This is a genomic window from Pontibacter locisalis, from assembly GCF_042684605.1.
Taxonomy (GTDB): Bacteria; Bacteroidota; Bacteroidia; order Cytophagales; family Hymenobacteraceae; genus Pontibacter; species Pontibacter locisalis.
Genome location: NZ_JBHULU010000006.1, coordinates 14,689 through 36,776 on the forward strand (window position 1 = coordinate 14,689; position 22,088 = coordinate 36,776).

The following is a 22,088-nucleotide window of genomic DNA, read 5'->3' on the forward strand; positions in this document are numbered from 1 at the left end:
TCATGAGTTAAAAGCTGCCTGATTTAGTTCAAGCAGCTTTTCGCTTTTCAGGAAGCCTCACATTAGCTAGCCTTAGTAGTGACCAGCATACGTTTTTCAACTGCCATTAAAGAATTAAAAGTCAACAAATCTGGAAACTATCTGATACACCAATTTTGTCATCAGGCTAGTAGTAACACCATCAAGCATAGACTGGCTTATATGGTAGGATACTGATCGCTTTGGGTCACGCGCCTCTTTAACATCTCCCTCCCGAAACTTGCCCCAGGAGGAAGGATTATTAGATTTGATAACAAACATATTTATCAATCTGCTACCTGTCTTTAAAACCAAACCAGGATTATCCGGATCATGTTTGTTCAGTAGTTGTACCTTAAGATTATTATAAGGGAAGTGTACCTGTCCTGTGGCTTCATTTCTGGTAGCCTCTATCTTGAAAGTCGCTTTATGTATCTGCCCGCTTTTTATCCGCATAAATACCAGGTTCTCTAACAAAGGGTTTAAAGCCTTAAAATCCATTGGTTCCAAGGTGCCTTCGTAGGTATACCGGTCTTCCGGATGGTCCAGCTGAAACTGAAAATGAGCCTGCAGGGTACTAACGCCCATAAACAGTGCGGAAGCATGTACAGTTAACATGTTCTTCCGGCGGATGAGTGCTGTATCGTTAGTGATGTTATAAGCTTGCAAGCGAATTTTGTCCAACATGAATACTGCAGGCTTAATACCATCAATGCCGATAACGGGGTGTACCAGGTAGTTTTTTTCCACATGTATTGTATCCAGATTAATATAAACCCCAGCACCACGTAATGCGCTTTGCAGCGTAGGTGGCCTTTTATCGGGATCAAATCCTAAACGGTTATCTCGATAAATTTCCACTACCGGATTCCGGATCAACATATTAAGCGCAACTATATCCTGGTTGTTGAACAAAGCCCGCAAGCTGATGCCTCGCATCTCAATCTCAGGTACTGTCAGGTCATTACGGTCACGGGCATACCTGAATAGGCTTGCATATTGTTCTTTACTATAAAGTGGCCGCAGGCGTAGACTATCTATAGAAAGTGATCTGTTGCTCATCGAGGCTCTCATTGCTTTTACCTCGAGCGCATACAGGCTGTCGCGCGTGAAGAAGGTATAGCCTCCCACAAGTATACTTAAGTCCTCCACATCAAAAATTTCAAGGGGATCAGAAGCCTCCAGCGATACTAACCGAAACTGATCTATTTCCAGCGCTACGTGCTCCAGGGTCTGGCTGATACGAATCGTGTCCTCCAGAATGTGAAAATCAAACGTGCCATCATCTATCTCCAGTCGTTCCACACGGAAAGTCGTTTCTCTGTCAGGCAGCTGTTGCATCGCTTCACTGGTTGTTTTCGTATCCTGCCAGACCGGAACTTTTACTTTCAAAAGATTTACGCTGTGGTCCTGCAGAATAGTTACCCTGGGGCCTGAGAGCAGCAACTTGCTCATGTGGTATTGCCCCGTTGCGTAGGCATGGATCAGGTTAAATCCGGTTATCCGGGACCTCTCCGATGAAATATCGATCAGGTTACGGCTGGCAAGTTCCGGGTAATCAGCTTTCAGGCGTTCGTTTACTTCCCTGTCGGCGCTTACCGTTAAGGTATGGGCGATAACCTCCTGTTGCCTGCTGGAATAGTGCAGGCTGTCCAACCGGATGGTGTACAGACTATCGGTGGTCCTGTAAGTGTAGTTTTTTGCCAGCAGGGTCATCTCCTCCAAAGGGAGTGCTTGGCTCAGGTTCTCAAAACTGGCAGATGTCAGCTGAAATCCTGAAATCGTGGCGGTGGCGTGCTCCAGCAAGTGCGTTTGCATAACCGGTTCCAGCTTTTCGTTAAAGGTAAAGGAGCCATCTTCCAGCCGGATCGTTTTTAAGGAAACAATATCCAAATATTTAAAGAGTCCCTCCCCTGCACCTTGCTTACCAGATTCTGAAGCTGCCACTTTACGATCCAGCAGGATAGCCACATCCGGTTGCCGGAGCAGCAAATAGTCGGCCTCCAGCCGCCCGGTATTAAATGTATTAACCAGATCCAGACCAGTTATTCGCAGTGTGTTGGCTGAAAGGTCGAAGAGATTGCGGCTGGCGTTATCGAAAAGTTTCTGGCGGTCGTTTTCCCTGATGCTGGAGATCACATCTACCGAACGGGCAGAGAATTCCTTCTGCCTGGTGGAGTAGCGCAGACCCTCCAGGGCAAAGGTATACGTATTGTCAGGCATCTGGTAGCGGTAGTTACGGGCAGTTCCAACCATATCCTGCAGAGGCAGTTTTTTATCCGGATTGAAAATGAAGGCAGAATCTACCACTAAACCAATGGCTTTCAGCGAGGCGTGATCCAGCTGCTGCAGGAGCTGAGTAGCTCTGTTTTTGCTGTGCTGTGTAAGTGAGGCATCCGTAATGTTTATCTCTCCTACTTCCAGTTTGTTTACAAAGCCAGAAACCTGCCGGTACAGCTCCTCCAGATCCGGCCCTGCATCCTGTGTTTCTACCATCTGGTCGGTACGCACATCTATGACTGGTTGTGCTGCGGTTATAGTTCCTATTGTCAGCCGGGATGTGCGCAGAGCCCTCAACAGGTCCATATCTCTGAATTGCAAGTGTGGCAGGGAAATGTTGTAAAATGTGCGCTTGGCCTTGTTCAGGCTTTTCAGTTTATCATTTTTGTTCCAGTCACCATTCAAATGTAGGCCAACTACATGCAAGGTTTTATCCCATGTAGAAAGCTTCATGCTCTCTGACTTCAGGGTATATGGGTTATTTAGGGGGCTGTAGGTATAGGTCTTTGTCGTAATCCCTATTGCTGCTGCGAAGGCTTTTTCTTTCGGTGTAAAAAGGGTGGCAGAATCTAGTTGCAGAGATTGCAGGTAAATATCTCCCTTTTCGAGACTATGGATAGTTTGAATGGCAGTGTTTTTCTGCCTGTACTTGAAGCTGCCGTCAGTCAGGCGCAACTCCCTTATACTAATCTCTTTCAGGTAAGGCGACAGGTCGGCGTAAATTTCAGCCAGGCCAGGAAATGAAGCAGCATCAGGTATAGTAAGGTCTTCGGTTAAATGCAGAGCAGTACGATTCAACAGTAACTGGTCGAGGTGCAACTGCTTTGAGCGCCAGGTTGCTCCTATATCCAGACCTTTTATATGTAGCTTTGGTGCATGCAGCTGATAGACTACCTGGTGGGCCAGATTCTTAGGAAGAGCCGCGTTTACCTGAATATCAGGCTGCACCTCCACCTCTACTGCTTTCAGCGCCTGTTGCCTGGAGGAATAGGAAAGTCGCCCTAGCCGTACTGAATACACACTGTCCGGGGAATGATAAGTATAATTATTTAAGCGTAGTTCAACCTCATCTGCCTGAAGCATCTCTGCAATATCCTGCTGTTCCTCTACGTTCAGCCGCACGCCCCGAACCTGTAGCGAAAGGTTATGAATTTGATGTTTAGGTCTGCTTTGTAGTCCCTCTGCCAGGTACCGATAGCTTGCATCCTGTATTTCGAGCTGCCGGATGCGCACAGCTTCCATAGCCCCTCCTTTGCTTCTATAATTTCTGTTTTCCTGTCCAGTCTTATTCAGCAGCTGCGTGATCTCCGGGCGTTCTGCTACAACAGTATTCACTTTATACTGATTGTTAAAAATCAGATCAGTTAGATTTATGTTTTTTATTTCCAGCCTTGGTACATGAATGTCGAAGAGACTCTGGCTCGCCTGGCCTTTTTCCTTTAGCTGATTGTTTACTGTGGTGTCCGGGTAGAGGTGCAGTCCTTTCAAAGTGATGCTTCTAGTGCGAAAGTGAAGCTGAAGATCACTTAACTCAATGTGGTATAGTTCATTGGTCTGACGGGCAACCTGTTTTTTTATATAACGCTCTACAAGTGGCTCGGCCAGGAAATACAGTACAACCAACACAACCAAACAGAAACCCAGTAGGCTTACAAGCACAATACCAGCAGTCTTTAAGGCTTTTCGGCTTGTGCCGGTTGTAGCTGGCTTTGCCATTGGATATGTATTATAAAAGGAAAAATCAGTAAAGGCTTGTCTAGATGCCGGTAAATAGTTTTACGATTTGCAGGTATTTGAGATGTTACTGCACTACCTGTGCTAAGTGCTTTGTATAACCTTTATGATTTAAATACACTTCCCGGAATGGGGAGCAGGACGACGCTGTTGTTTGGATGAGAAATGATACTACCAGAGAGATGCTGTGCCTCACCATCCTTTGGTCTACACGAAAAGCCTTCAGTTAACGCTGAAGGCCTTTTTTTTTCACTTCGAACACTATTCGGACACCACGCCAGCTATCAGGTATTCTTCCAGGCGCCTGTGGGCCCTGTTTTCTTGAAAGCCGGTTACGGCGTCAACAGGCTAGAGTATCTGCAAAAAGTGTTATACAGTAAAAATAGGCTGAGTCATGAACGAAGGTCAAAACAGATTAATCTTTAAGAAACTTTTGGCCAGCTAAAACTATGGAGTGGATTCCTATTGAAGATCAGTATCCGCAGCTGGAAGGTCCAATCATTTTTACTTTAAAAGATTTTACTTTTAAAGATAAAGCTGGGGACAGGACAGTTGAACTAGGGTATGTCAATGCTGCTGGAGACATTTTTACCCTACAGCATTACGATGTCATCACATCCAGGGAATAGCCTGGATGCTTCTACCAGAACCTTACCAGGGAGAGGATTAGCCCGTTAGCATAACCATAGCTTACTTACAGTAAGTGCTATGCCATCAGAAGCCTCTTGATGTCTTTGGTTTTACCGAACAGCACAAGCACGTCGCCTCCTTCCATAATCGTTTCAGCCGAGACAACCCCCACTGCGACAGGCTTTTTTATAGTCTTTTCCAAACAGGTTTTTGCGTTCTCTCATCCGCAGGATAGTCAGCACATTCACGTTAAACTCAGTCCTGAAGTTTGCCTCCGCTATGCTTTTCCCCACGTATGGCTCGGGCACAGTTGCCTCTATAATGTTGTATTCCTCTGATAACTCAAACGAGTCCACAACGCCTTTCATGTCCAGGCTTTTAGCCAGGCGCTCTGCCGACTCTGCCTCAGGGCTGATGATCCTGTCCACGCCAATAGCCTCCAGCACGAAGGGAGATGGCTCTGCCGATGAGCTTTTTCACCTGCAACTGCTTCAGGTTTGCCACGGCCATAACCGAGGCGCCGAAGTCCTCCCCTATCCCCACCAACACGACATCGGTCTCTCTGAGCGGCAGGGTGGACAAGGCCTGTATGCTCGTGGCATCAAGCGCACCGGTGTGGGTGATCCGGTCTTTGTACATGGTAACCTTCTCCAGGTCCTTGTCCACGGCGATTACCTCATGCCCCATGTCTGTCAGCTTGATGGAGAGCGAAGAGCCAAAATACCCTAAACCAATAATGATGAACTTCATATAACGTCTTTCTCTTAAGTGATAATGATCCTCTCGGAGGGATAGCGGTAATACCTGGTGTTTACCTTAGCCACGATGCTGGCTATGAGTGTGTAGATGCCCACTCTCAAGGAACATGGTAATGATGATGGCCACTTTACTGCCCGCACTCAGATCCCCTGTTATGCCCAGGCTCAACCCAACTGTGCTGAAGGCGGAGAAGGCCTCAAACGCCACCGCAGGCAGCTGCATCTCCGGGTTAAAGTAAGACACCGCTAGCGTGGTTAACCCGATCACCAGGAAGGAGAGCAGCATCACGCCGAATGCCTCCCGGACCGACTTGCTCGCGATCTCGCGGCTGAAGGCCTCCAATTTGTGCTTCTTCCAGTCGTTATACTTAATGTTGTAAGGGGAGCGTTACTGTATTTCACGGACACTGCCTGCATACTCTCAGCCTTCCGGAATCTTATCTATCTTAGGGCCATATGGTTTATATATGAGAGCAAAGCGTCAAATTCGCGGAAGGGTTTTACGTACTGCTCAACTAATCTCATACCCACCTATCCATGCTACCACCACAGCTACTGTTTCTTTTCAACTCGTCTTACAAATCAGTTTTGAACTGTGAGACAGGGAAAACAGCCTAGATATTTGCTAAACCTCTAAATATTGATTAAAATATGCTATTAAAATCAAACATTTTGTCCCCATGGAACCTGCTGACTTTCTGCTAAATAAGCTTGTTGACCTTAAATCAGGACTTAACAAGACCCTTCTTGAGAAATTTGCAAAAGCAATGCCTCTAAAGGCGTTTCGCAAAGGAGAACTCATAGCACCCGCGGGACGGGTGGCCAATGAGGTTTTCTTTGTTGAGAAAGGCTGTGTGAGAATGCTCTACTACCTGGAGAGTAAGGAGGTCACTGCCTCTTTCTACTTTGAAGGCAGCTTTACAGGACCTTGTATTAGCATGATGTTCAAGACGGAGAACCAGCAGGTTTTTGAAGCATTTGAGGAGTGTAAAATACGTTCCCTGAGCTTTGCTGCCTATACAGAGCTTCTTAAGCAGCAGCCAGAGTTCTACAGGTTACGTAGCACCATCGCTGAGAGAATCATGGCAGACCAGGAGCTGATCATTCGCTTCTTTCTCGGACTTACGCCAAAACAGCGCTACCAGTACCTTATGGAGAACCAGCCCGAGTTGTTTCTACGGGTTCCACAGCATCACATCGCCTCGATGATAGGGGTAACGGCAGTGAGCCTTAGCCGGATCAGGAAAAGAATTTCCTGTTAGCCCTCTTTTCTTATCTTTTGTTAACGGTTTTAACCCTCACTCCCTGCTATGTTTGTAGTGCAAAATGAAGTTATGTTTTGCACTAGCAGAGGCTCCGCTGGGCCTCCATCCTAAAATGACCTCGGCAGCGGACGGGAGATAAAACATGAAAAAAATGATAAAGGAAAAAATCACAAAGGCAAACCAGGGAGACTCCTTCACCATGATGGGACTCAAAATTACCGTAAAGCAAAATGCGGAATCCAGCAACGGCCTCATTTCTGTGCTTGAGCAGGAAGTAGCACCTGGTGCAGGCTCACCACCTCACATCTGCAGCAAGGAGGACAAGATCATCTATGTGGTAGAGGGTAATTTTGAGGTTCTGCTAGGTGATGAGGCACACGGCTGCACAGCAGGCGACACCATCACCATTCCACGCGGGACAAGGCACAACTTTAAAAACTCAGGTCTGCAACAAGGTAAGATTCTTGTAACCCTCACCCCCGGCGGACATGAGAACTTCCTCCGCGACCTTAGCCATTCACTAGTGCAACCTGGCGCTGACAAGGGAGTTATGAAGCTGATAGCCGAGAAGCACGGAGTTATATTAGGATAAGTTCTCAGTTAATTTATTTGCTTATGCGCTGCTTTTTGTGCCTTTGTGCTCCTAGACTCAAAGACAAAAGGTAGGGAATTAAAAGAAGAAAACCAGTTAAAAATCATCAATCCTCTCAAGTAAAAGGGAAAATAACTGCATGGCACTAACTAAGATGGAAGGGGCTCTTATGTTCCAATCTTAGTTATGCCAATGCAATTCTGCCCCCATCTCAGGTCATAACCAGAGGGACCACGATGAAAAGAAAATGGTGACAACAAAAACCGCACTTCCTGAAGGCTCAATTTTTAACTTGAATTACGGAAAGTACAACTACTTTGACGAGAGTGTTGGGATTGGACAGCGTTTTAGTCAGCTTTAGTTCCCGATCCTAACCTATGAACCTCGAGAATCACAGGAATCGACTTACAAGCTGGATTATGGCCAAGTTCAGAACAAAACAGAATTTAATGGTCTTTGTAGCGGAACCTGGACTCTATGAAAACAAACATGCTATAGCACATCAGGCCAAGCGACACTGCCCCAAGAAGGTAAGCACCGTAGGTTGCGCTTTCGAGAAAATGGAAGGCACTCTCGGCTGCCCCTTTCTTCGCATTTAATGCGGCTCTCCCGAGCAAATAGCTGAAGATGCACCAAACTGTGCCACGGGAGACATAGCCAATTTTCCCGGTTTTAATCATTGCCTCTTCAGCTTTGTGCCCTAAACCGGCCTCTTTTATCTTTTTCCTGTATCTCTCTGATAAGCCTTCGTAAATAAAGAAAGCTCCACCAAGGGCCATAAGCGCGGCACCGAAGAGAACTATCCACTGCCCCAAGGGCTTCTGCAGCACTCCTGTGACGAACTCCTGCCTAATGCTCTCGCTGCCGCTACCGCTGCCTACTGCCAGCCTGCCCGCCACAAGCGATAAAAGCCCATAGAAGGCTCCACTGGCCCCGTAGCGCGCCCTGTAGACAAGCCCTGTTAAGCCGGATCCCTTTCCCTCCGTGTCTATTATGGCTTGTAGCAACCTCCAGCAACAGTAGCACGCCAAGCCGAAAGAAACAATCAGCAGGAGGGCTTTTCCAAAAAACAGATCTTCTATAAAGAGAAAGACCTCTTTTCTGTTTATTTTCTGGCTGTCCCTGCCCCATTCAAGCGCCGCCACCAGGGCCAGCACGCCCAATAGGAAATATACAACGCCTTTTGCCGCCAAGCCTATCCGGGCAAAGCGCTTCACAAATTTTGGGGGAACAGAAGGCAGGTATTCGGCAGGATCTAGAAGCTTTAAATTCATAGTGTTTGCGCCCCAGGGCAGCAATTGGAGTGGAGTGCATAATCTGTACGTGCCTGAAAAGGACATGTTATCTTATAGCTTAGCACATTCTGAATTTACTAACCTTGGGAGCAATTAACGACAGTTGTACCTCTAAGAACGAGTGGAGTACAGCAGCGATAGACTTCAGGGTAGATCCTGTGGATTGAACAGGCTTAAAAGCAACAACCTTTGTATAAAGCACAACACAGCCGATACAATTTAAAATACGGCACCAAGAGTGAACCTGCGCTTGCTAACCCTGACATACATTTTATCCATTTAAACTGGTATCATGTAAAACGATGAATAGCTCCAGCAAGCTCACAAACTAGCCTGCCGGTGAGAAGCTGTTTCAGAAGATACATTTCACTAATGCTGAGACGCTAAAGGGGATGTTCACTAAACGATGTACAGCACCTTTCGTAAAGCTTAACATGCACCTATAAATCTCCAAACCAGCAACTTACTATAATTAACTATGAAAAGAATGAACAGAATCAACAGGACAATTAAATGGGGACTCTGCCTTACTCTTCTGGGTGGTTTGATAGCCTGCAATCCGGGAAAAGAGGCTGTAGAGGATGGCGTCATCCTTGATGACATCGAAAAAGAAGAGGTTGAAGTTACTACCACAGGCACTTGGGATAAAAACCTGTTCAACACCACCTTCGCCTCCACCAACTACTATGAAGACTGGGACGTGAACGATGACAACATGCTCGACCAGAACGAGTACATGGGAGGCTTCTACGACACCTGGGACACCAACAACGACAACAGGCTGGACGAGAACGAGTGGAAGACTGCTACCAGCGACTTTGGGATGGAGAATGAAGACTGGATCACCTGGGACGGCAATGCAGACGGCGTACTGGATGAAGTCGAGTTCGGGACGAATTTTGCCAAAAACGGCTGGTTCAACAGCTGGGACACGGACAGAAACAGCATGCTCACCGAGCGGGAGTACACAGATGGCCTGTTCGGCCTCTGGGACGAGAACAGAGACGGTATGCTGGACGAGAACGAGTACGGCGCCTACAATACCTACTTCGGAGTGTAAGGCAGTTTAGTTAGCATTTCTTTTTGAAACCTTGAAAAGCAAGGAAACAAAAACAGGTGCTACATCTCACAAAGGGGAGGCTTGGTTCCGCTAATGGGCCTGGCCCTCCCTTTTTAGCTTTACGTTACCCTCATTTCTATTTCTACTGCTCTTTTGTGGAAGTAACAGCTAACCTGTTCCATACACGTCCTGCCAGGTCCAGCCATCGCTTTCCAGCAGCGCCGTAAGCTTCTGCCGGTGCTGCTTTACCTCCTGGCGTGCTACATATCCGGTTGCATCTTCATGCAAAGGAACACCCTCCTCACGCAGCTCACAAAGATCAGGCTCAGGGGCTGTTCCCTTATCAGGGCTATTTTTGGAGGAGGCTCCTTTCACAATGTCAATGTAAGTATCAAGAGTAACTCGTAGCATTTTGAGCTTCAGCTTATCTTTGCAGGAATCCTCGGATACTGCAGGCATAAGGACCAGGACAACTTCATCCAGCATCACCAGGGACCGTTTGATGGATTTATCTTCTCTGCTGTTATGATAGTAATGGATCATGGGGTAAGACCGGTGGTTCAGGGTATGCTGCATGATCATGTCGGCCAGGTCGGAGGCATTGTCGAAAAAAGAGGAAAAGTCTTTACCATTCCAACTGTTTATCAGGATCGCCTGCGGCGTTTTGCCCATGCTGGCGATGTAGAGGCTGATCTTGCTCTGGAGATTCACGGCTGACAGTACGGGCACAAAATAGGTGATGGATGTGGTGATAAAGGCAATACCGGCGAAAGCCGAGAGACTGGTAACTACCCGCCATGCATCGCTGGCCGGGGAAAAATCACCTGTGCCTAGGGTGGAGAGCGTAAAACCAGCGAAATAAAGCTTTTCAACCCAATCCGCAGGAAGGTGTGTGCTGCTGTCCCTGACAGAATCTGCGTCTGAGAGCAGCACAAGGAGCAGCGCAGACCACATGCCTGCTATCCAGACAATAAGAATGGAGACCAAGATAGCAGGCCCCGCATATTCGAGTGATCTACAACAGTAAAAGCCGCTCCTTTTAACGTGGAGCGGCTTTTATTTCTAACTGTCCTTGGACACTTACACTTTTCATTTAAACTATGTAACTGTACCTGATAGGCTTGCTATTCTATGATTGCACCTGCTTGATACCTCTACATCTTTAGTTGTCCCCTGCCCTGTTCACCTCATCCAGGTTTATGTTGCGCTTTTTCATTTCCACCTTTGCACCTTTGCTAAAGCGGTAGCGCAGGTTAATGCGGAAGCTCTGCGTGCCATGATACTGCTCCGCGCTGATGGCGTAACCCTCTACCTGTGTCTCTCCTTCCATCTTTTTGCTTCTGAATATGTCGGTTACGTTCAGGCTCAGGTCCAGTTTATCATTCAGGAACGAGCGTTTCAGACCGGCATCCACCCACCAGTTGCCGTACAGTTCATACAAGCCATAAGCCACTGGGCCACGGTAGCCGGCATTAACCTCCATGCGCACGCCTGCCGGCAACTGCACATTGTGGCTCGACTGTGCCATAAACGTTACCTGCTCGTTCTCCAGCACCTGGTCACCTCTTGTCTGCGCGAAGCTCTGGAACAGCACCGTAGCACTGTTGTTCATTTCCCACTTCGCAGCCACCCTTACCGGGGCAACCAGTGTCGCACTTGCGCTTTGCATGTCGTCCATGTTCTGCTGCTGAAATAAGGTTACCTCGTCTGATGATGTCTTTGCCGGAACCTCCACAATAAAGTCTTTTGTGACAGCATAATCGAGCACCAGGTTGTAGCGCTGCTGCAGTGTTTGGGTCACAGAGAATGAGTGCGTGTACTGTGGCTTCAGATCCGGGTTGCCCAACACGAGCGAGTAAGGGTCCAGGTACAATACGAAAGGGTTCAGCGCACTGTAGCGCGGCCTGCTGATGCGGCGGCTGTAGCTGTAGCTGACCTGGTAGTTCTCGTTAACGGTCTGCTGCAGGAACAGGCTTGGGAACAGGTCCAGGTAAGAGTTTTTGTTGCGTTTGTTCAGGGTTAAGGATTTTCCGTTTGTAACCGTTTGCTCAGCCCGCAGACCTCCCTGTAGTCTCCATTTATCTCCCAACCCTGTAGAAAAGTTAGCGTAGGCGGCATAAATGTTCTCTGTGTAGATGAAGTGGTTGCTCCTGCTGTTATCCAATATCTTTTTACCGTCAGCCGTCTGGTAAAACCTCAGCTCATTATCAGACACCACATGACTTGCTTTGGTACCTAACTCCAGTTTACGGCCTTCTCCAAGTGGCTTGGCAAAATCTGCCCTGGCAGCGTAAATATTATAGTTGCTGGGGTTCTCCGAAGTCAGCAGGTCTGTTACGCTCGGTGAGCTATTGCCTAAGCTGTCATACACGTTCAGAAAGCGGGAAGCATCATCGCTCGTAAGCCTTACATAGTCCACATCAGCCGACAAAGTAGTACCAAGGGAGTCCAGCTTGCCCAGGTAGTGCACATTAAAGGTGGTGTTGCCGTATTGTGTCTCAGAACTGTTGGCAGCCTTGATGTGCAGGTCGTTCTCCGGCTGGTTGTCGCGCAGGTAAGCGTTGGTGTTGATCCTGTCTTCAGTGGTGTAGAAGGAGGCATTTGCCAGAAAGCCTACGCTGTGTTTGCTGTTCAGGATATAGTCAGCACCTGCCCGTATGGCAGGTATGAAGCGAGTGCCTTCTTGCTTTACATACTGCTTTAGTTGTAGCCCTTGCTTTTCCAGGTAAATGCGCTGCATGTTGTTGGTGCGGTAGTTAGTGCGCTCTGCCACATCCAGGTTTACAAACGAGCTCCACTTCCCCTGCTTATAGTTCAGGTCCGTGCCGGCTGTATAGCCGTGTAAGTCGCTGTACTGGTAACCAGCATACACGCTGCCGTTCATGCCGCCGGTAGTGTTTTTTTTCAGGTTGATGTTGATGACACCCGAAGCGCCTTCTGCATCATACTTAGCTGACGGGTTGGTGACAATCTCTAAATCTTTGATGTTATCAGCTGACATGCTCTGCAGCAGGTTTTGCAGCTCCTTACCTGAAAGGTAAGCTTGTCTGCCGTCGATCATAATCTGTACGCCCGCCTTGCCGTTCAGCTTGATGTTCCCGTCCTGGTCCACCCAAACGCCCGGCGACTTGGTGAGCACCTCAAAGGCAGTAGCACCAGCAGCCATAGCCGTTCCCGCTACATTTACCACCATTTTGTCGGCGTGCGCAACTACGGTCGGGCGCATGGCCTGCACCGTTACCTCGCGCAGCACCTGCGCGTCTTCTTTCAAAGACAGGCTACCAAAGTCTTTGCTGAAGTTACTGCTGGTCACCTTGAACGGAACGGTTTCCGTGGGCGTGTAGCCAAGCATGCTTAGCTTCAGTTTATAGATACCGGCGGCAGGCGTAACGATACGGAAGCCACCTTCCATGTCGGCAATTGTACCAGTCACTACGGCCTCGTCAGAATCTTTTAGCACCGCTACGTTCACAAAGCCCAGTGCCTTCCCCTGCTCATCTTTAACAGTACCTGACAATACACCTTGTGCCAGTGCCTCGTGACCAAGTGCGGAAAGTGTCAGGAAAATCAGAAGTAGATAACGTTTCATAGTTTTATTTTTTTGTGGTTTTAAATCTTTTTCGTTCAGCTCTTCCGCTGAAGTAGTACAAAGATGTAAAGCACATAATGGCTATGAAATCTGATTCTGATGAACCGGGACCTGAGTGGAATGAACCAGGATATGGGCTAAATGAAATGGAATGCCTTCCGCATGAAACTGCCGTTTAAAGGAATGAAGCGGGTATAACAAAGTAGCCAGACCAGCCGCCCCGCCAAGGCAACTGCTTGTTTCTTATGTTTAAATGGCTTTAATTACGAAAAAATGCAGTAGCGAAACACCAGCCCACACAATAGCAGGTTTCAGCTTTACCCGATAAAACAGATGCGCTACAAGTATAAATTCTTCCTCAGAAAAATCGCAATCGCAGCGCTCACGACTGTGCTGTTATACTATGCCGTGGTGTTTATACATGCAGGTACCATCTGGTTCTTTAATGAGAACATACTAATTGAGCTTGTTTTTGCATTTTTCTTTCTGTTCGCCTTGCTCTGGTCGCACATAGTTATTTCCAAAGCTTTTACTTCGGAGCCAATCAAAAGTCTTCCGAACAGTTGGAAAGCTGCTTTGGAAGGAGTAACAGTTGTAGTAATCAGCATTGCCATCTGGTATCTGATGTATTATCTACCATACACCTTTATCTTCTCCCTTTTCGGCGCAAAACTGGCTTTGCTTCCAGAGCGGCTAAGGTTAGCTTATGTTATTAGCAGTGTGGCCTCGCTCTTTTTCTACTATTTTGTAGAGCGCCAGCGCAACATAAAGCAGCTACAGGCAGAGCATCTGCGGGCCGAGCAACTACAGAAGGAGAACTTCAGGGCACAGCTGGAAGCGTTAAAGAACCAGGTAAACCCGCACTTCCTTTTCAACAGTCTGAACGTGCTTAGCTCGCTCATTTATGTTGATCAGGACAAAGCCGCTACTTTCCTGAGCCAGCTGGCTGAGGTATACCGTGCCCTGCTCGACAGCGGCGATAAGCAACTGGTACCGCTTGAGCAGGAGCTGTCTCTGGCAAACGCTTATATCTACCTTATGAGAACCCGCTTCGGCGACAATGTGCAGTTCCAGGTAGAGGTGCCATCAGAGTACCTCCACTTGCAGCTGCCTCCAACTTCTCTGCAGATGCTGCTGGAGAACGCCACCAAGCACAATGGCTCTACCTCCACAAAGCCGCTGCACATCAGAATCTATGTCGTTGACGAGAAACTGGTGGTGGAGAACAACCTGCAGCCCCGTCTGGAGGAGGTAGCTTCAACCAAAGTAGGCTTACAGAACATCAGCAGCAGGTACAAGTACTTAACCGACAAGAAAGTAGAAATAAAACAAAGCGAGCAGTCTTTCACTGTAGCCTTACCCTTACTTGATGTAGCAACCTATGAAAGTAGTTATAGTTGAGGATGAACAATTAGCTGCCGATGCCCTGGCCTCTATCGTAAAAAGGCTGCGGCCGCAGTCAGAAATTTTGGCCACGCCGGGCTCTGTGGAAGAGACGGTACAGTGGCTTAGCCTGAACAAGAAACCGGACCTGATCTTCTGCGACATACACCTTTCGGACGGAAACAGCTTTGAGATTTTCAGACAGGTGGAGGTAAACTGCCCCGTCATTTTCACGACGGCCTACAACCAATATGCCATAGAGGCTTTTAAGGTAAACAGCGTGGATTACCTGCTAAAGCCAATAAAAGCGGAGGATGTAGCACAGGGATTGAAAAAGTTTGAAAACCTCCAGCAACAGCACCTGACACAAGGTATGGGAAACCTACAACAGCTTCTGCAGGCACAGCAAACACGGCAGCAGCAAGCAAAATCCAGATTCCTTGTAAAGCACGGCCAAGCCATAAAAGCCATACCCGTGGAGGAAGTAGCTTACTTCTGGGCGGAGGAAGGCGTTGTGTTCCTGGTAACGCAGCAAGGAAAGCGCTTTATCGTGAACTATACCCTGGATCAGCTGGAGGAGCAGTTAGATGGCTCATCATTCTTCCGGGCCAACAGGCACCTGATTGTGCACATCAAGGCTGTGCAGGAAGTACGCCCCTACTTTAAAGGGAGGCTTTCGCTCCTCTTACAACCTGCCTCCGAGAAAGAGGTTATCATCAGCAGCAGCAAAGCATCAGATTTCAAAGAGTGGCTGGACTTGTAACCTATTTTATGTAAAAGCCTTTAAAGGATAGCAACTCAGCTTTGACACAAATGAATCTAATCAAAGACAATACATGGAAATACTCATCCTGATACTACTTACCCTACTGAATGGCTTCTTCGCCCTCTCTGAGCTGTCCATCATCTCGGTCAACAGAAACAGGATTTCCCAAAAGGCAAAGCAGGGAAGCAAAAGCGCAGGCACGGTTCTGGAGCTGCTTGAGTCCCCGGAGAACTTCCTCTCGGCCGTCCAGGTCGGCATCACCCTGATTGCCATCGTGTCTGGTGCTTACGGAGGGGCTGCACTCTCCGATGACGTGGAGGCGTGGCTCAGGGGCCTCCCCCTCCTCGCCCCCTATGCCGACACCCTCTCCATTGTGCTGGTGGTCGGGCTGATCACCTACTTCTCCATCGTGGTCGGGGAGCTGATACCCAAGACCGTGGCGCTGGGCAACGCAGACCGGATAGCCCTTGCCGTGGCGCCTGTTATCCGGGTGTTCACCAGGGCCACCATGCCGCTGGTCAAGCTGCTCTCCGGCTCGACCAACCTGGCCGTGCGGCTGATGGGCATCAAAAAGCCATCGGAGGAGAAGATGTCGGAGGAGGAGCTGAGGCAAATCATCCGGACGGCGGGGAAGCAGGGCGTGCTGGCCAAGGACGAGATCCAGCTGCACCAGAACATCTTCACCTACGCCGAACAGCGGGCCAGGAACCTGCGCACGCACCGAAACGAGGTGGAGTTCATCGACCTCACCCAACCGCTCGAGCGCATACGGGAAACCATAGAGCACAGCGCCCACACCCGGTTCCCCGCCACCGAGGGGGGCTTCGACAAGGTGGTCGGCGTGCTAACGGCCAAACGCTTCTACGAGTACCTGGCCGGGAGCATGGCAGAGCCGCTCCGCAACGTGCTCTACCCGCCAATCTTCGTGCCCGAGACGATGCGGGCCAACTCCGTGCTCAACACCTTCAAGAAGGAGAAGCAGTACATGGGCATCGTGGTGGACGAATATGGCACCACGGAGGGCGTCATCACGGTGCACGACATACTGGAGGCAATCGTGGGCGACATGCCGGACCTGGACGAGGTGGAGGAGCCGGAGATTATCCGCAGGGACGATGGCACCCTGCTGGTGAGCGGCTCGGTGGAGGTCCACGAGCTGAACCGGGAGCTGCGGCAGGAGGTCATCCGCAGGGACCCGGAAAACTATGCCACGCTGGCGGGCTTCCTTTCCTACACGCTGGGCCGGTTCCCCTCCTCCGGGGAGAAGGTGCCGCTGCAGGGGTATGAGCTGGAGATAGTGGACATGGATGGCTATAGGGTGGACAAGGTAATCCTGAAGGCGCAGGAGTGACCCGGCTCTTACTTACCAGCGGCGGCACCCTTTCCTGTAAAAGAAAAAACAAATCAGCCGAAGCTCTACCTGCTTCCGAGTCGCCAAAGCTCTGATATGCTACAGAAAGGCCTTCTCAAGTGGTAACAGCATAAAGGCACCGGGCCGCAAGGCGAAAACAACTTCATTGAAGCAGGACCGCAAAACTTTTGCAAATTTGTGGACAAAGGTTCAGAAGCACATAAGTCATTCTCCTGCTCAAAACCCAAAATGATGCCTGTTTGAGTGGAGTTTACATTAAGTAGAACTTCTCAGGAGCCAGTGGCTTTGGCACCTCTGGCTCCTGCAGAACCTGTTTTATGTTGATTTCAATGGTTCTGGCTATGGCCGTCACCGATGTGTCCGTAGGCTTATTGCGGAAAGGGTCCTGCATGTGCTTCGCTGTTTTCTCAATCAGGAAGAAGGTGGAGGCAATCAGCGTCAGAACCGGAATTTCGTATAGCCCTATAGTCTCCACCAGGGCCAGGGAAAGTATCACCAGGAAAAGGTAGATAAAGAAGTGCAGGAACAAGCCGTAGGTTACCGGGAACACAGTGTTGTTGATTCGCTCGGCCTTTCCCATTGAGTCGCAGAGACGCACAATGGTGCTGTCCAGCTGGACCTGCTGAAAAGGATTTATGGCCTCCTTACGATGCAGCTCCTTCAAATCCTTTATGTGAAGCATCAGCAGGGCGTATGGTTTGTTGTTCTGCTTGCTTAAATACAGAAGGTCCTCCTCCTGCAGGTGCTCCTTCTGCTTTTCGGCAATTGGGTCTAAGCCTCTTAAGGATTGGCCTAAGCAATAACACCAGGCGATCTGCCGGAAAGATATCCTGTTCAGCAAAGGCCGCTCCTCCCCAACCATTAAGTAGTCGTCTTTGATAAAGGCCTTCAACTGCAGCACAAGAGAACGTGAGTCGTTCACGATAGCACCCCATACTTTGCGGGCCTCCCACCAGCGGTCGTAAGACTGGTTAAGCTTAAATGCCAGCAGCAGTGAAATGGAGGTTCCCAGAATGGTGGGAAGTTGGAATGGGATAAGAGGCAGATAGTCTGCAAAGAAGTACTTGAGCAAATGGAAGGCGACTGAGAAAAGCAGGACCCGGAACACGTCATACTTTATTTTATTGAAGATATAGCGAAAGGGGATTCTTTTTTCTACTAGCATACTAACACTTATTCTTGTTACTGAATTTTCACTAAACTATAATTTACTGTTTTATAGCTTTACCGGTTTAGGCATCTAAAAGCCTGATGAGAAAAATATACTATCCGCCTTTTGATCTACAGAGTAAATAATAACAAAACGGTTTAAACTGTTGTCCAAGCCGCTTTCCATTTTCTTCAGTAACGGAAAGGATTTTTTGTTTTCTTACCCCCTACTATATCCCATCCCTAAGATCGCCCTGCTGCACATTCTATATGGGAAAGCCAATGCCTTTTGTTTCTTCTGCTGTCCCTGCTTTTTATTGCCGGTTCTTGACACTGATGTGTCCAAAAACAAGATATATGTTGATTTGCCTGAGGCAGCGACAATCAGTAGCTATCACACCTAAACAGTCACTAACAATTGATAATAGTAACATTTAAGAGTAAGAAGCGTCCAACCAATAGACTAGGTATAGCACCAAAGTTTGTCATCAACTATGTTCAGATTTTTTTTATTATCTATTGTCTGTCTTATCACCATTCCTGGCTTTGCCCAATTTCCGGAAAGCAAACCTGAAGATGAACCTTTCTTAGACATTGGAGTCGCATTACGTTTCAACTACAACCTCTCCACCTGGAAGGAAGACCAGCTGGAACGTGGCGGTGACTTTGGTTTTGATATTTTCCGCATTAATGTATTGGCAGCCTACAAAGGCATCAAACTGAACGCCGAATACCGCCACTATGCCGAGGGTTTTGGTGGTGGCATGCTCAAACAGGGCTGGTTTCAATATGATTTCTCCGAAGCGTCGCAGATACAGGTCGGGCTAAACCAGGTGCCGTTCGGTATTCAGCAATACAACTCCAATAACTGGTTCTTTAACATGACCTACTATGTAGGCTTTGAAGATGACCACGACATGGGCATAAAGTACATCCGAGATACAGGCCGATGGAAGTGGCAGGCAGCATACTATAAAAGCGCCGAAGATCTTGTGTTCAGTGCAGCAGAAGGGAGTCCTGACCGCTATTCTTATGACATACTGGGGCGCAACAAAGAGAATAATCAGCTGGATTTTAAAGTGGTCCGGCGCCTGGGCGATAGCCTTGCACATGAACTGGGAATATCAACACAGGGTGGGTTACTCTACAATCTAGACACAGAAGAGAATGGCACCAGGTATGCCGGCGCCATACACTACGAATACAAAACAGGCCATAGTCTCTGGAATATAAAGCTGCAGGCCATGTTCTACCGTATCAACCCGGAATATGCACCCGGTAACAACCTGAATTTTGTGGAGATGGGAGCATACGGCGCAAACTATAATGTAGCCAACAAAGGTGAGATTTATACAGCAGGCATTGCTTACCACATCCCCTTAGAAACCCGCCTGCTGCAGGGTATTACCCTCTACAATAACTACGGTTACTACAACAAGCGGGTAAGTGGTTTTGAAAACTCACATATGAACGTGCTTGGCGCCTTATGGACTGCCGGCCCCATGTACATCTACACAGACGCAGCCTTTGGCTATAACCAGCCCTGGCTGGGGCCAGAGTGGGAAAACGCTTTTACCGCAGGTACCCCAGGAGACACAGACTGGCACATGCGCTTTAACATTAACCTGGGATACTATTTCTGACATGAAAAACAATCCATAAATGAGCAAAGTAACGAGAAGTGACACAAAGAAGTCGTTGGGCCTGGAGGTGAATGGCCCTGTATTCTGGTCTTCCATTGTAATCCTGGTAATAATCATAGCACTTGTTCTTATCTTCAGGGAAAGCGCCGAAGTGTTCTTCAGTGAAACACAGGCCTCCGTTACCTCTAATATGGGCTGGCTGTTTATCCTGAGCGTAAATGTATTCGTGATCTTCTGCCTTTATATGGCTTTCGGAAAGTTCAGCCACATACGGCTGGGAGGCAAGGAAGCAAAGCCGGAATTCAGCACCTCCTCCTGGTTTGCGATGTTGTTTAGTGCTGGTATGGGTATCGGTTTATTATTCTGGAGTATTGCTGAGCCAATCAACCATTTTCAAACGCCGCCTTTGGGCGAACCGGGTACACCAGCCGCGGCCAGACAAGCCATGAACTTCACTTTCCTGCACTGGGGATTCCATGCTTGGGCTATATACGCACTAGTAGGGCTCTCACTGGCTTATTTTACCTATAGCCGCAAACTTCCCTTAACCGTTCGTTCTGTATTTTACCCTTTCCTGGGGGAGCGTATCCATGGCCTTATAGGCGATATTATAGATATTCTGGCAGTACTGGCTACACTGTTCGGTCTGGCTACCTCACTGGGGCTGGGTGTAAAGCAGGTTGCTGCTGGTCTGAACCATGTATTCCCGGCCATCGACAGCGACGTATCTACCCAGATCATGCTGATAGCAGGCATCACAGCCATAGCCACTATTTCGGTGGTAACGGGTGTAGAAAAGGGCGTGCGAATTCTGAGCGAGTGGAACATACGCATAGCCCTCGTGATACTACTGGCGGTGCTGTTCTTGGGTCCGACTGTTTTCATACTTGGCTCCTATGTACAAAACACCGGCTCTTACCTGGGCAACTTTCTGCAGCTGTCTTTCTGGAACGAAGCCTATTCTTCCCGGAACTGGCAAGGTGGCTGGACAGTCTTTTACTGGGCCTGGTGGATTTCCTGGGCTCCGTTCGTGGGCATTTTTATTGCCCGTGTTTCCAAGGGACGTACCATCCGGGAGTTTGTACTTGGCGTGCTGATCGTTCCATCACTGCTTTCATTTCTGTGGATGACAGTGTTTGGCAGTACAGCCTTGCGGGATGTATTGGCCGGTGAAACAGCTGTTGCCGAGGCCGTGGCAGCTGATATGTCTACTGCCCTTTTTGTTTTCTTTGAGCAGCTGCCTTTTTCTACTATCCTTTCTGTTATAGGTATCATTCTGGTAGCAGGCTTTTTTGTTACCTCCTCTGACTCCGGCTCTCTTGTTGTAGACAGCCTCACTTCCGGAGGTAGAACAGACTCACCAGCGGGCATACGCGTTTTCTGGGCGGTGGCGGAAGGGGCTATTGCGGCAGTACTGCTGATCGGTGGCGGACTGCAGGCTTTGCAGACAGCTGTGATTATAACAGGCCTGCCCTTCGCACTTATACTGCTGTTGATGTGCTACAGTTTATACAGGGGCCTGAGCGAAGAATTTGAAGAAGAGAGCAAGCTTGGGAAGGCTCAGCAACGGAAAGACTACCAACAACTGGTGGCAGACGTGCTGGCCAAACGCTCCGCCAAGCAGGAAGTAAAGACATCAGTAGAAAAAAGAGATGACACTCCTAATAAACCAAAGCTATGATTGCAATTGATTCCATGATGGTCTGCCTCGACCTGAGCGATATAGACGAAACACTGGTAAGGTTTACCCGAACTGTGTGCGAGCGCCTGCCGGTAAAAAAAGTGTTCTTTGTACACAACATTAAGACCTCGGAGTTGAGCGATGACTTCAGGGAGTACTTCGGGGATGTTAATATTAGTGATGAGATTGAAGGCAACATAACAGACATTGTTACGGAACATTTTGGCAGAGCCACCGAATATGAAGTACTCGTAAGCGAGGAGCCGAATACAGAAGTGATGATGGCTGAACTGGTAAAACGCTATAGCGTAAAGCTGACGTTGCTGGGCAAGCGCATGAGCGACAAGAGTACGGGGGCTTTGGGTACCAAACTGCTTCGAATCCTACCCTGCAGCATACTGGTGTTACCGGAAACTGCTAGTTTTAACATCGCCAATGTACTCACACCTATCGATTTTTCCGATGCATCCGTTCATGCACTCCACTTAAGCAAGAGTCTTGCTGATCAGTTGAACCTCAACCTGGAGATCATGCACGTATACAAACTGCCTACGCAGTACTTCCCGCTGATCTCAGAGGAAAAAGCTATCAGAAAGGCGGAGGAAGTCGTAAAAGGTAAATTTGCTGACCTGCAGAAAAAGCATGGGGAAATAGCTGGCGTGCCTTATACCCTGGTACGGGCAGCCGGCAAAACCGTGGCAGAGCGAATTGAAATGCAACTGCATAAAAGAGAGTATAACCTGCTGGTGGTAGGCCTGAAAGGAAACAATCCTATCCCATCACTGAGCCTTGGCAGCGTACCAACAAAGCTATATAACATGGACATCAATATTCCACTGTGGTTTGTGTATTCAGAGGAAGTGATAAAGTAAA

At 48.4% G+C, this 22,088-nt stretch carries 19 protein-coding genes; 10 read left to right on the forward strand and 9 right to left on the reverse strand.

All coding sequences use genetic code 11. From position 1 onward, the window contains the following. Window positions 1-114: 114 nt before the first annotated feature. Window positions 115-4,014 (reverse strand): hypothetical protein, encoded by a 3,900-nt coding sequence (locus ACFSRY_RS05115; protein ID WP_377503710.1) that lies wholly within the window; start codon window positions 4,012-4,014, stop codon window positions 115-117. Between the two features lie 467 nt (window positions 4,015-4,481). Here ACFSRY_RS05115 and ACFSRY_RS05120 point away from each other — a divergent pair, with 467 nt between their 5' ends. Then, complete coding sequence (locus ACFSRY_RS05120) at window positions 4,482-4,661, forward strand: hypothetical protein (RefSeq protein ID WP_377503712.1); 180 nt, start codon at window positions 4,482-4,484, stop codon at window positions 4,659-4,661. 77 nt (window positions 4,662-4,738) lie between these two features. Here ACFSRY_RS05120 and ACFSRY_RS05125 read toward each other — a convergent pair whose 3' ends face one another. The 4 genes from ACFSRY_RS05125 to ACFSRY_RS05140 all read right to left on the reverse strand — a co-directional run bounded on the left by ACFSRY_RS05125 (window position 4,739) and on the right by ACFSRY_RS05140 (window position 5,763). Further along, the gene (locus tag ACFSRY_RS05125; RefSeq protein WP_377503878.1) at window positions 4,739-4,864 is read right to left on the reverse strand and encodes a hypothetical protein; all 126 of its coding nucleotides are present in this window, start codon (window positions 4,862-4,864) and stop codon (window positions 4,739-4,741) included. Continuing rightward, on the reverse strand, window positions 4,815-5,090 hold the full coding sequence (locus tag ACFSRY_RS05130; RefSeq protein ID WP_377503714.1) for a hypothetical protein: 276 nt from the start codon (window positions 5,088-5,090) through the stop codon (window positions 4,815-4,817). The genes ACFSRY_RS05125 and ACFSRY_RS05130 overlap by 50 nt, the downstream gene beginning before the upstream one ends. Continuing rightward, a complete protein-coding gene (locus ACFSRY_RS05135; protein ID WP_377503716.1) occupies window positions 5,068-5,412 on the reverse strand; it encodes an NAD-binding protein in 345 nt (114 codons plus the stop codon). Before ACFSRY_RS05135 ends, ACFSRY_RS05130 begins: the two co-directional genes overlap by 23 nt. Before the next feature lie 66 nt (window positions 5,413-5,478). Continuing rightward, window positions 5,479-5,763: a potassium transporter TrkG gene (locus tag ACFSRY_RS05140; protein ID WP_377503718.1), complete on the reverse strand. Its 285-nt coding sequence runs from the start codon at window positions 5,761-5,763 to the stop codon at window positions 5,479-5,481. A gap of 337 nt (window positions 5,764-6,100) precedes the next feature. Between ACFSRY_RS05140 and ACFSRY_RS05145 the strand changes: the two genes are divergently transcribed. After that, the gene (locus tag ACFSRY_RS05145; protein ID WP_377503720.1) at window positions 6,101-6,682 is read left to right on the forward strand and encodes a Crp/Fnr family transcriptional regulator; all 582 of its coding nucleotides are present in this window, start codon (window positions 6,101-6,103) and stop codon (window positions 6,680-6,682) included. Between the two features lie 145 nt (window positions 6,683-6,827). Continuing rightward, window positions 6,828-7,277 carry a cupin domain-containing protein gene (locus tag ACFSRY_RS05150; RefSeq protein WP_377503722.1) on the forward strand — a complete coding sequence of 150 codons (450 nt, stop codon included), beginning with the start codon at window positions 6,828-6,830 and terminating at the stop codon, window positions 7,275-7,277. Between the two features lie 446 nt (window positions 7,278-7,723). On the opposite strand, the gene ACFSRY_RS05155 is transcribed toward ACFSRY_RS05150, so the two are convergent. Then, complete coding sequence (locus ACFSRY_RS05155; protein ID WP_377503724.1) at window positions 7,724-8,551, reverse strand: DUF1206 domain-containing protein; 828 nt, start codon at window positions 8,549-8,551, stop codon at window positions 7,724-7,726. 499 nt (window positions 8,552-9,050) lie between these two features. On the opposite strand from ACFSRY_RS05155, the gene ACFSRY_RS05160 reads away from it, so the two are divergent. Next, window positions 9,051-9,632 carry a hypothetical protein gene (locus ACFSRY_RS05160; RefSeq protein ID WP_377503726.1) on the forward strand — a complete coding sequence of 194 codons (582 nt, stop codon included), beginning with the start codon at window positions 9,051-9,053 and terminating at the stop codon, window positions 9,630-9,632. 168 nt (window positions 9,633-9,800) lie between these two features. Here ACFSRY_RS05160 and ACFSRY_RS05165 read toward each other — a convergent pair whose 3' ends face one another. Continuing rightward, complete coding sequence (locus ACFSRY_RS05165) at window positions 9,801-10,619, reverse strand: potassium channel family protein (RefSeq protein ID WP_377503728.1); 819 nt, start codon at window positions 10,617-10,619, stop codon at window positions 9,801-9,803. Window positions 10,620-10,794: 175 nt separating this feature from the next. Beyond that, window positions 10,795-13,221, reverse strand: a complete 2,427-nt coding sequence (locus ACFSRY_RS05170) for a TonB-dependent receptor domain-containing protein (protein ID WP_377503730.1) — start codon at window positions 13,219-13,221, stop codon at window positions 10,795-10,797. A 333-nt stretch (window positions 13,222-13,554) separates the two neighbouring features. On the opposite strand from ACFSRY_RS05170, the gene ACFSRY_RS05175 reads away from it, so the two are divergent. The 3 genes from ACFSRY_RS05175 to ACFSRY_RS05185 all read left to right on the forward strand — a co-directional run bounded on the left by ACFSRY_RS05175 (window position 13,555) and on the right by ACFSRY_RS05185 (window position 16,721). Further along, window positions 13,555-14,622: a sensor histidine kinase gene (locus ACFSRY_RS05175; protein WP_377503732.1), complete on the forward strand. Its 1,068-nt coding sequence runs from the start codon at window positions 13,555-13,557 to the stop codon at window positions 14,620-14,622. After that, window positions 14,603-15,367, forward strand: coding sequence for a LytR/AlgR family response regulator transcription factor (locus tag ACFSRY_RS05180; RefSeq protein ID WP_377503734.1), 765 nt, complete (start codon window positions 14,603-14,605; stop codon window positions 15,365-15,367). Before ACFSRY_RS05175 ends, ACFSRY_RS05180 begins: the two co-directional genes overlap by 20 nt. Window positions 15,368-15,440: 73 nt before the next feature. After that, window positions 15,441-16,721 carry a hemolysin family protein gene (locus ACFSRY_RS05185; protein WP_377503737.1) on the forward strand — a complete coding sequence of 427 codons (1,281 nt, stop codon included), beginning with the start codon at window positions 15,441-15,443 and terminating at the stop codon, window positions 16,719-16,721. A gap of 271 nt (window positions 16,722-16,992) precedes the next feature. Here ACFSRY_RS05185 and ACFSRY_RS05190 read toward each other — a convergent pair whose 3' ends face one another. Continuing rightward, window positions 16,993-17,907, reverse strand: coding sequence for a bestrophin family protein (locus tag ACFSRY_RS05190; protein ID WP_377503739.1), 915 nt, complete (start codon window positions 17,905-17,907; stop codon window positions 16,993-16,995). A 478-nt stretch (window positions 17,908-18,385) separates the two neighbouring features. On the opposite strand from ACFSRY_RS05190, the gene ACFSRY_RS05195 reads away from it, so the two are divergent. The 3 genes from ACFSRY_RS05195 to ACFSRY_RS05205 are packed head-to-tail and all read left to right on the forward strand — an operon-like array spanning window position 18,386 to window position 22,087. Beyond that, on the forward strand, window positions 18,386-19,534 hold the full coding sequence (locus tag ACFSRY_RS05195; protein ID WP_377503741.1) for a hypothetical protein: 1,149 nt from the start codon (window positions 18,386-18,388) through the stop codon (window positions 19,532-19,534). A gap of 19 nt (window positions 19,535-19,553) precedes the next feature. Then, window positions 19,554-21,215 carry a BCCT family transporter gene (locus tag ACFSRY_RS05200; protein WP_377503743.1) on the forward strand — a complete coding sequence of 554 codons (1,662 nt, stop codon included), beginning with the start codon at window positions 19,554-19,556 and terminating at the stop codon, window positions 21,213-21,215. Next, window positions 21,212-22,087 (forward strand): universal stress protein, encoded by an 876-nt coding sequence (locus ACFSRY_RS05205; protein WP_377503745.1) that lies wholly within the window; start codon window positions 21,212-21,214, stop codon window positions 22,085-22,087. The genes ACFSRY_RS05200 and ACFSRY_RS05205 overlap by 4 nt, the downstream gene beginning before the upstream one ends. Window position 22,088: the final 1 nt, after the last annotated feature.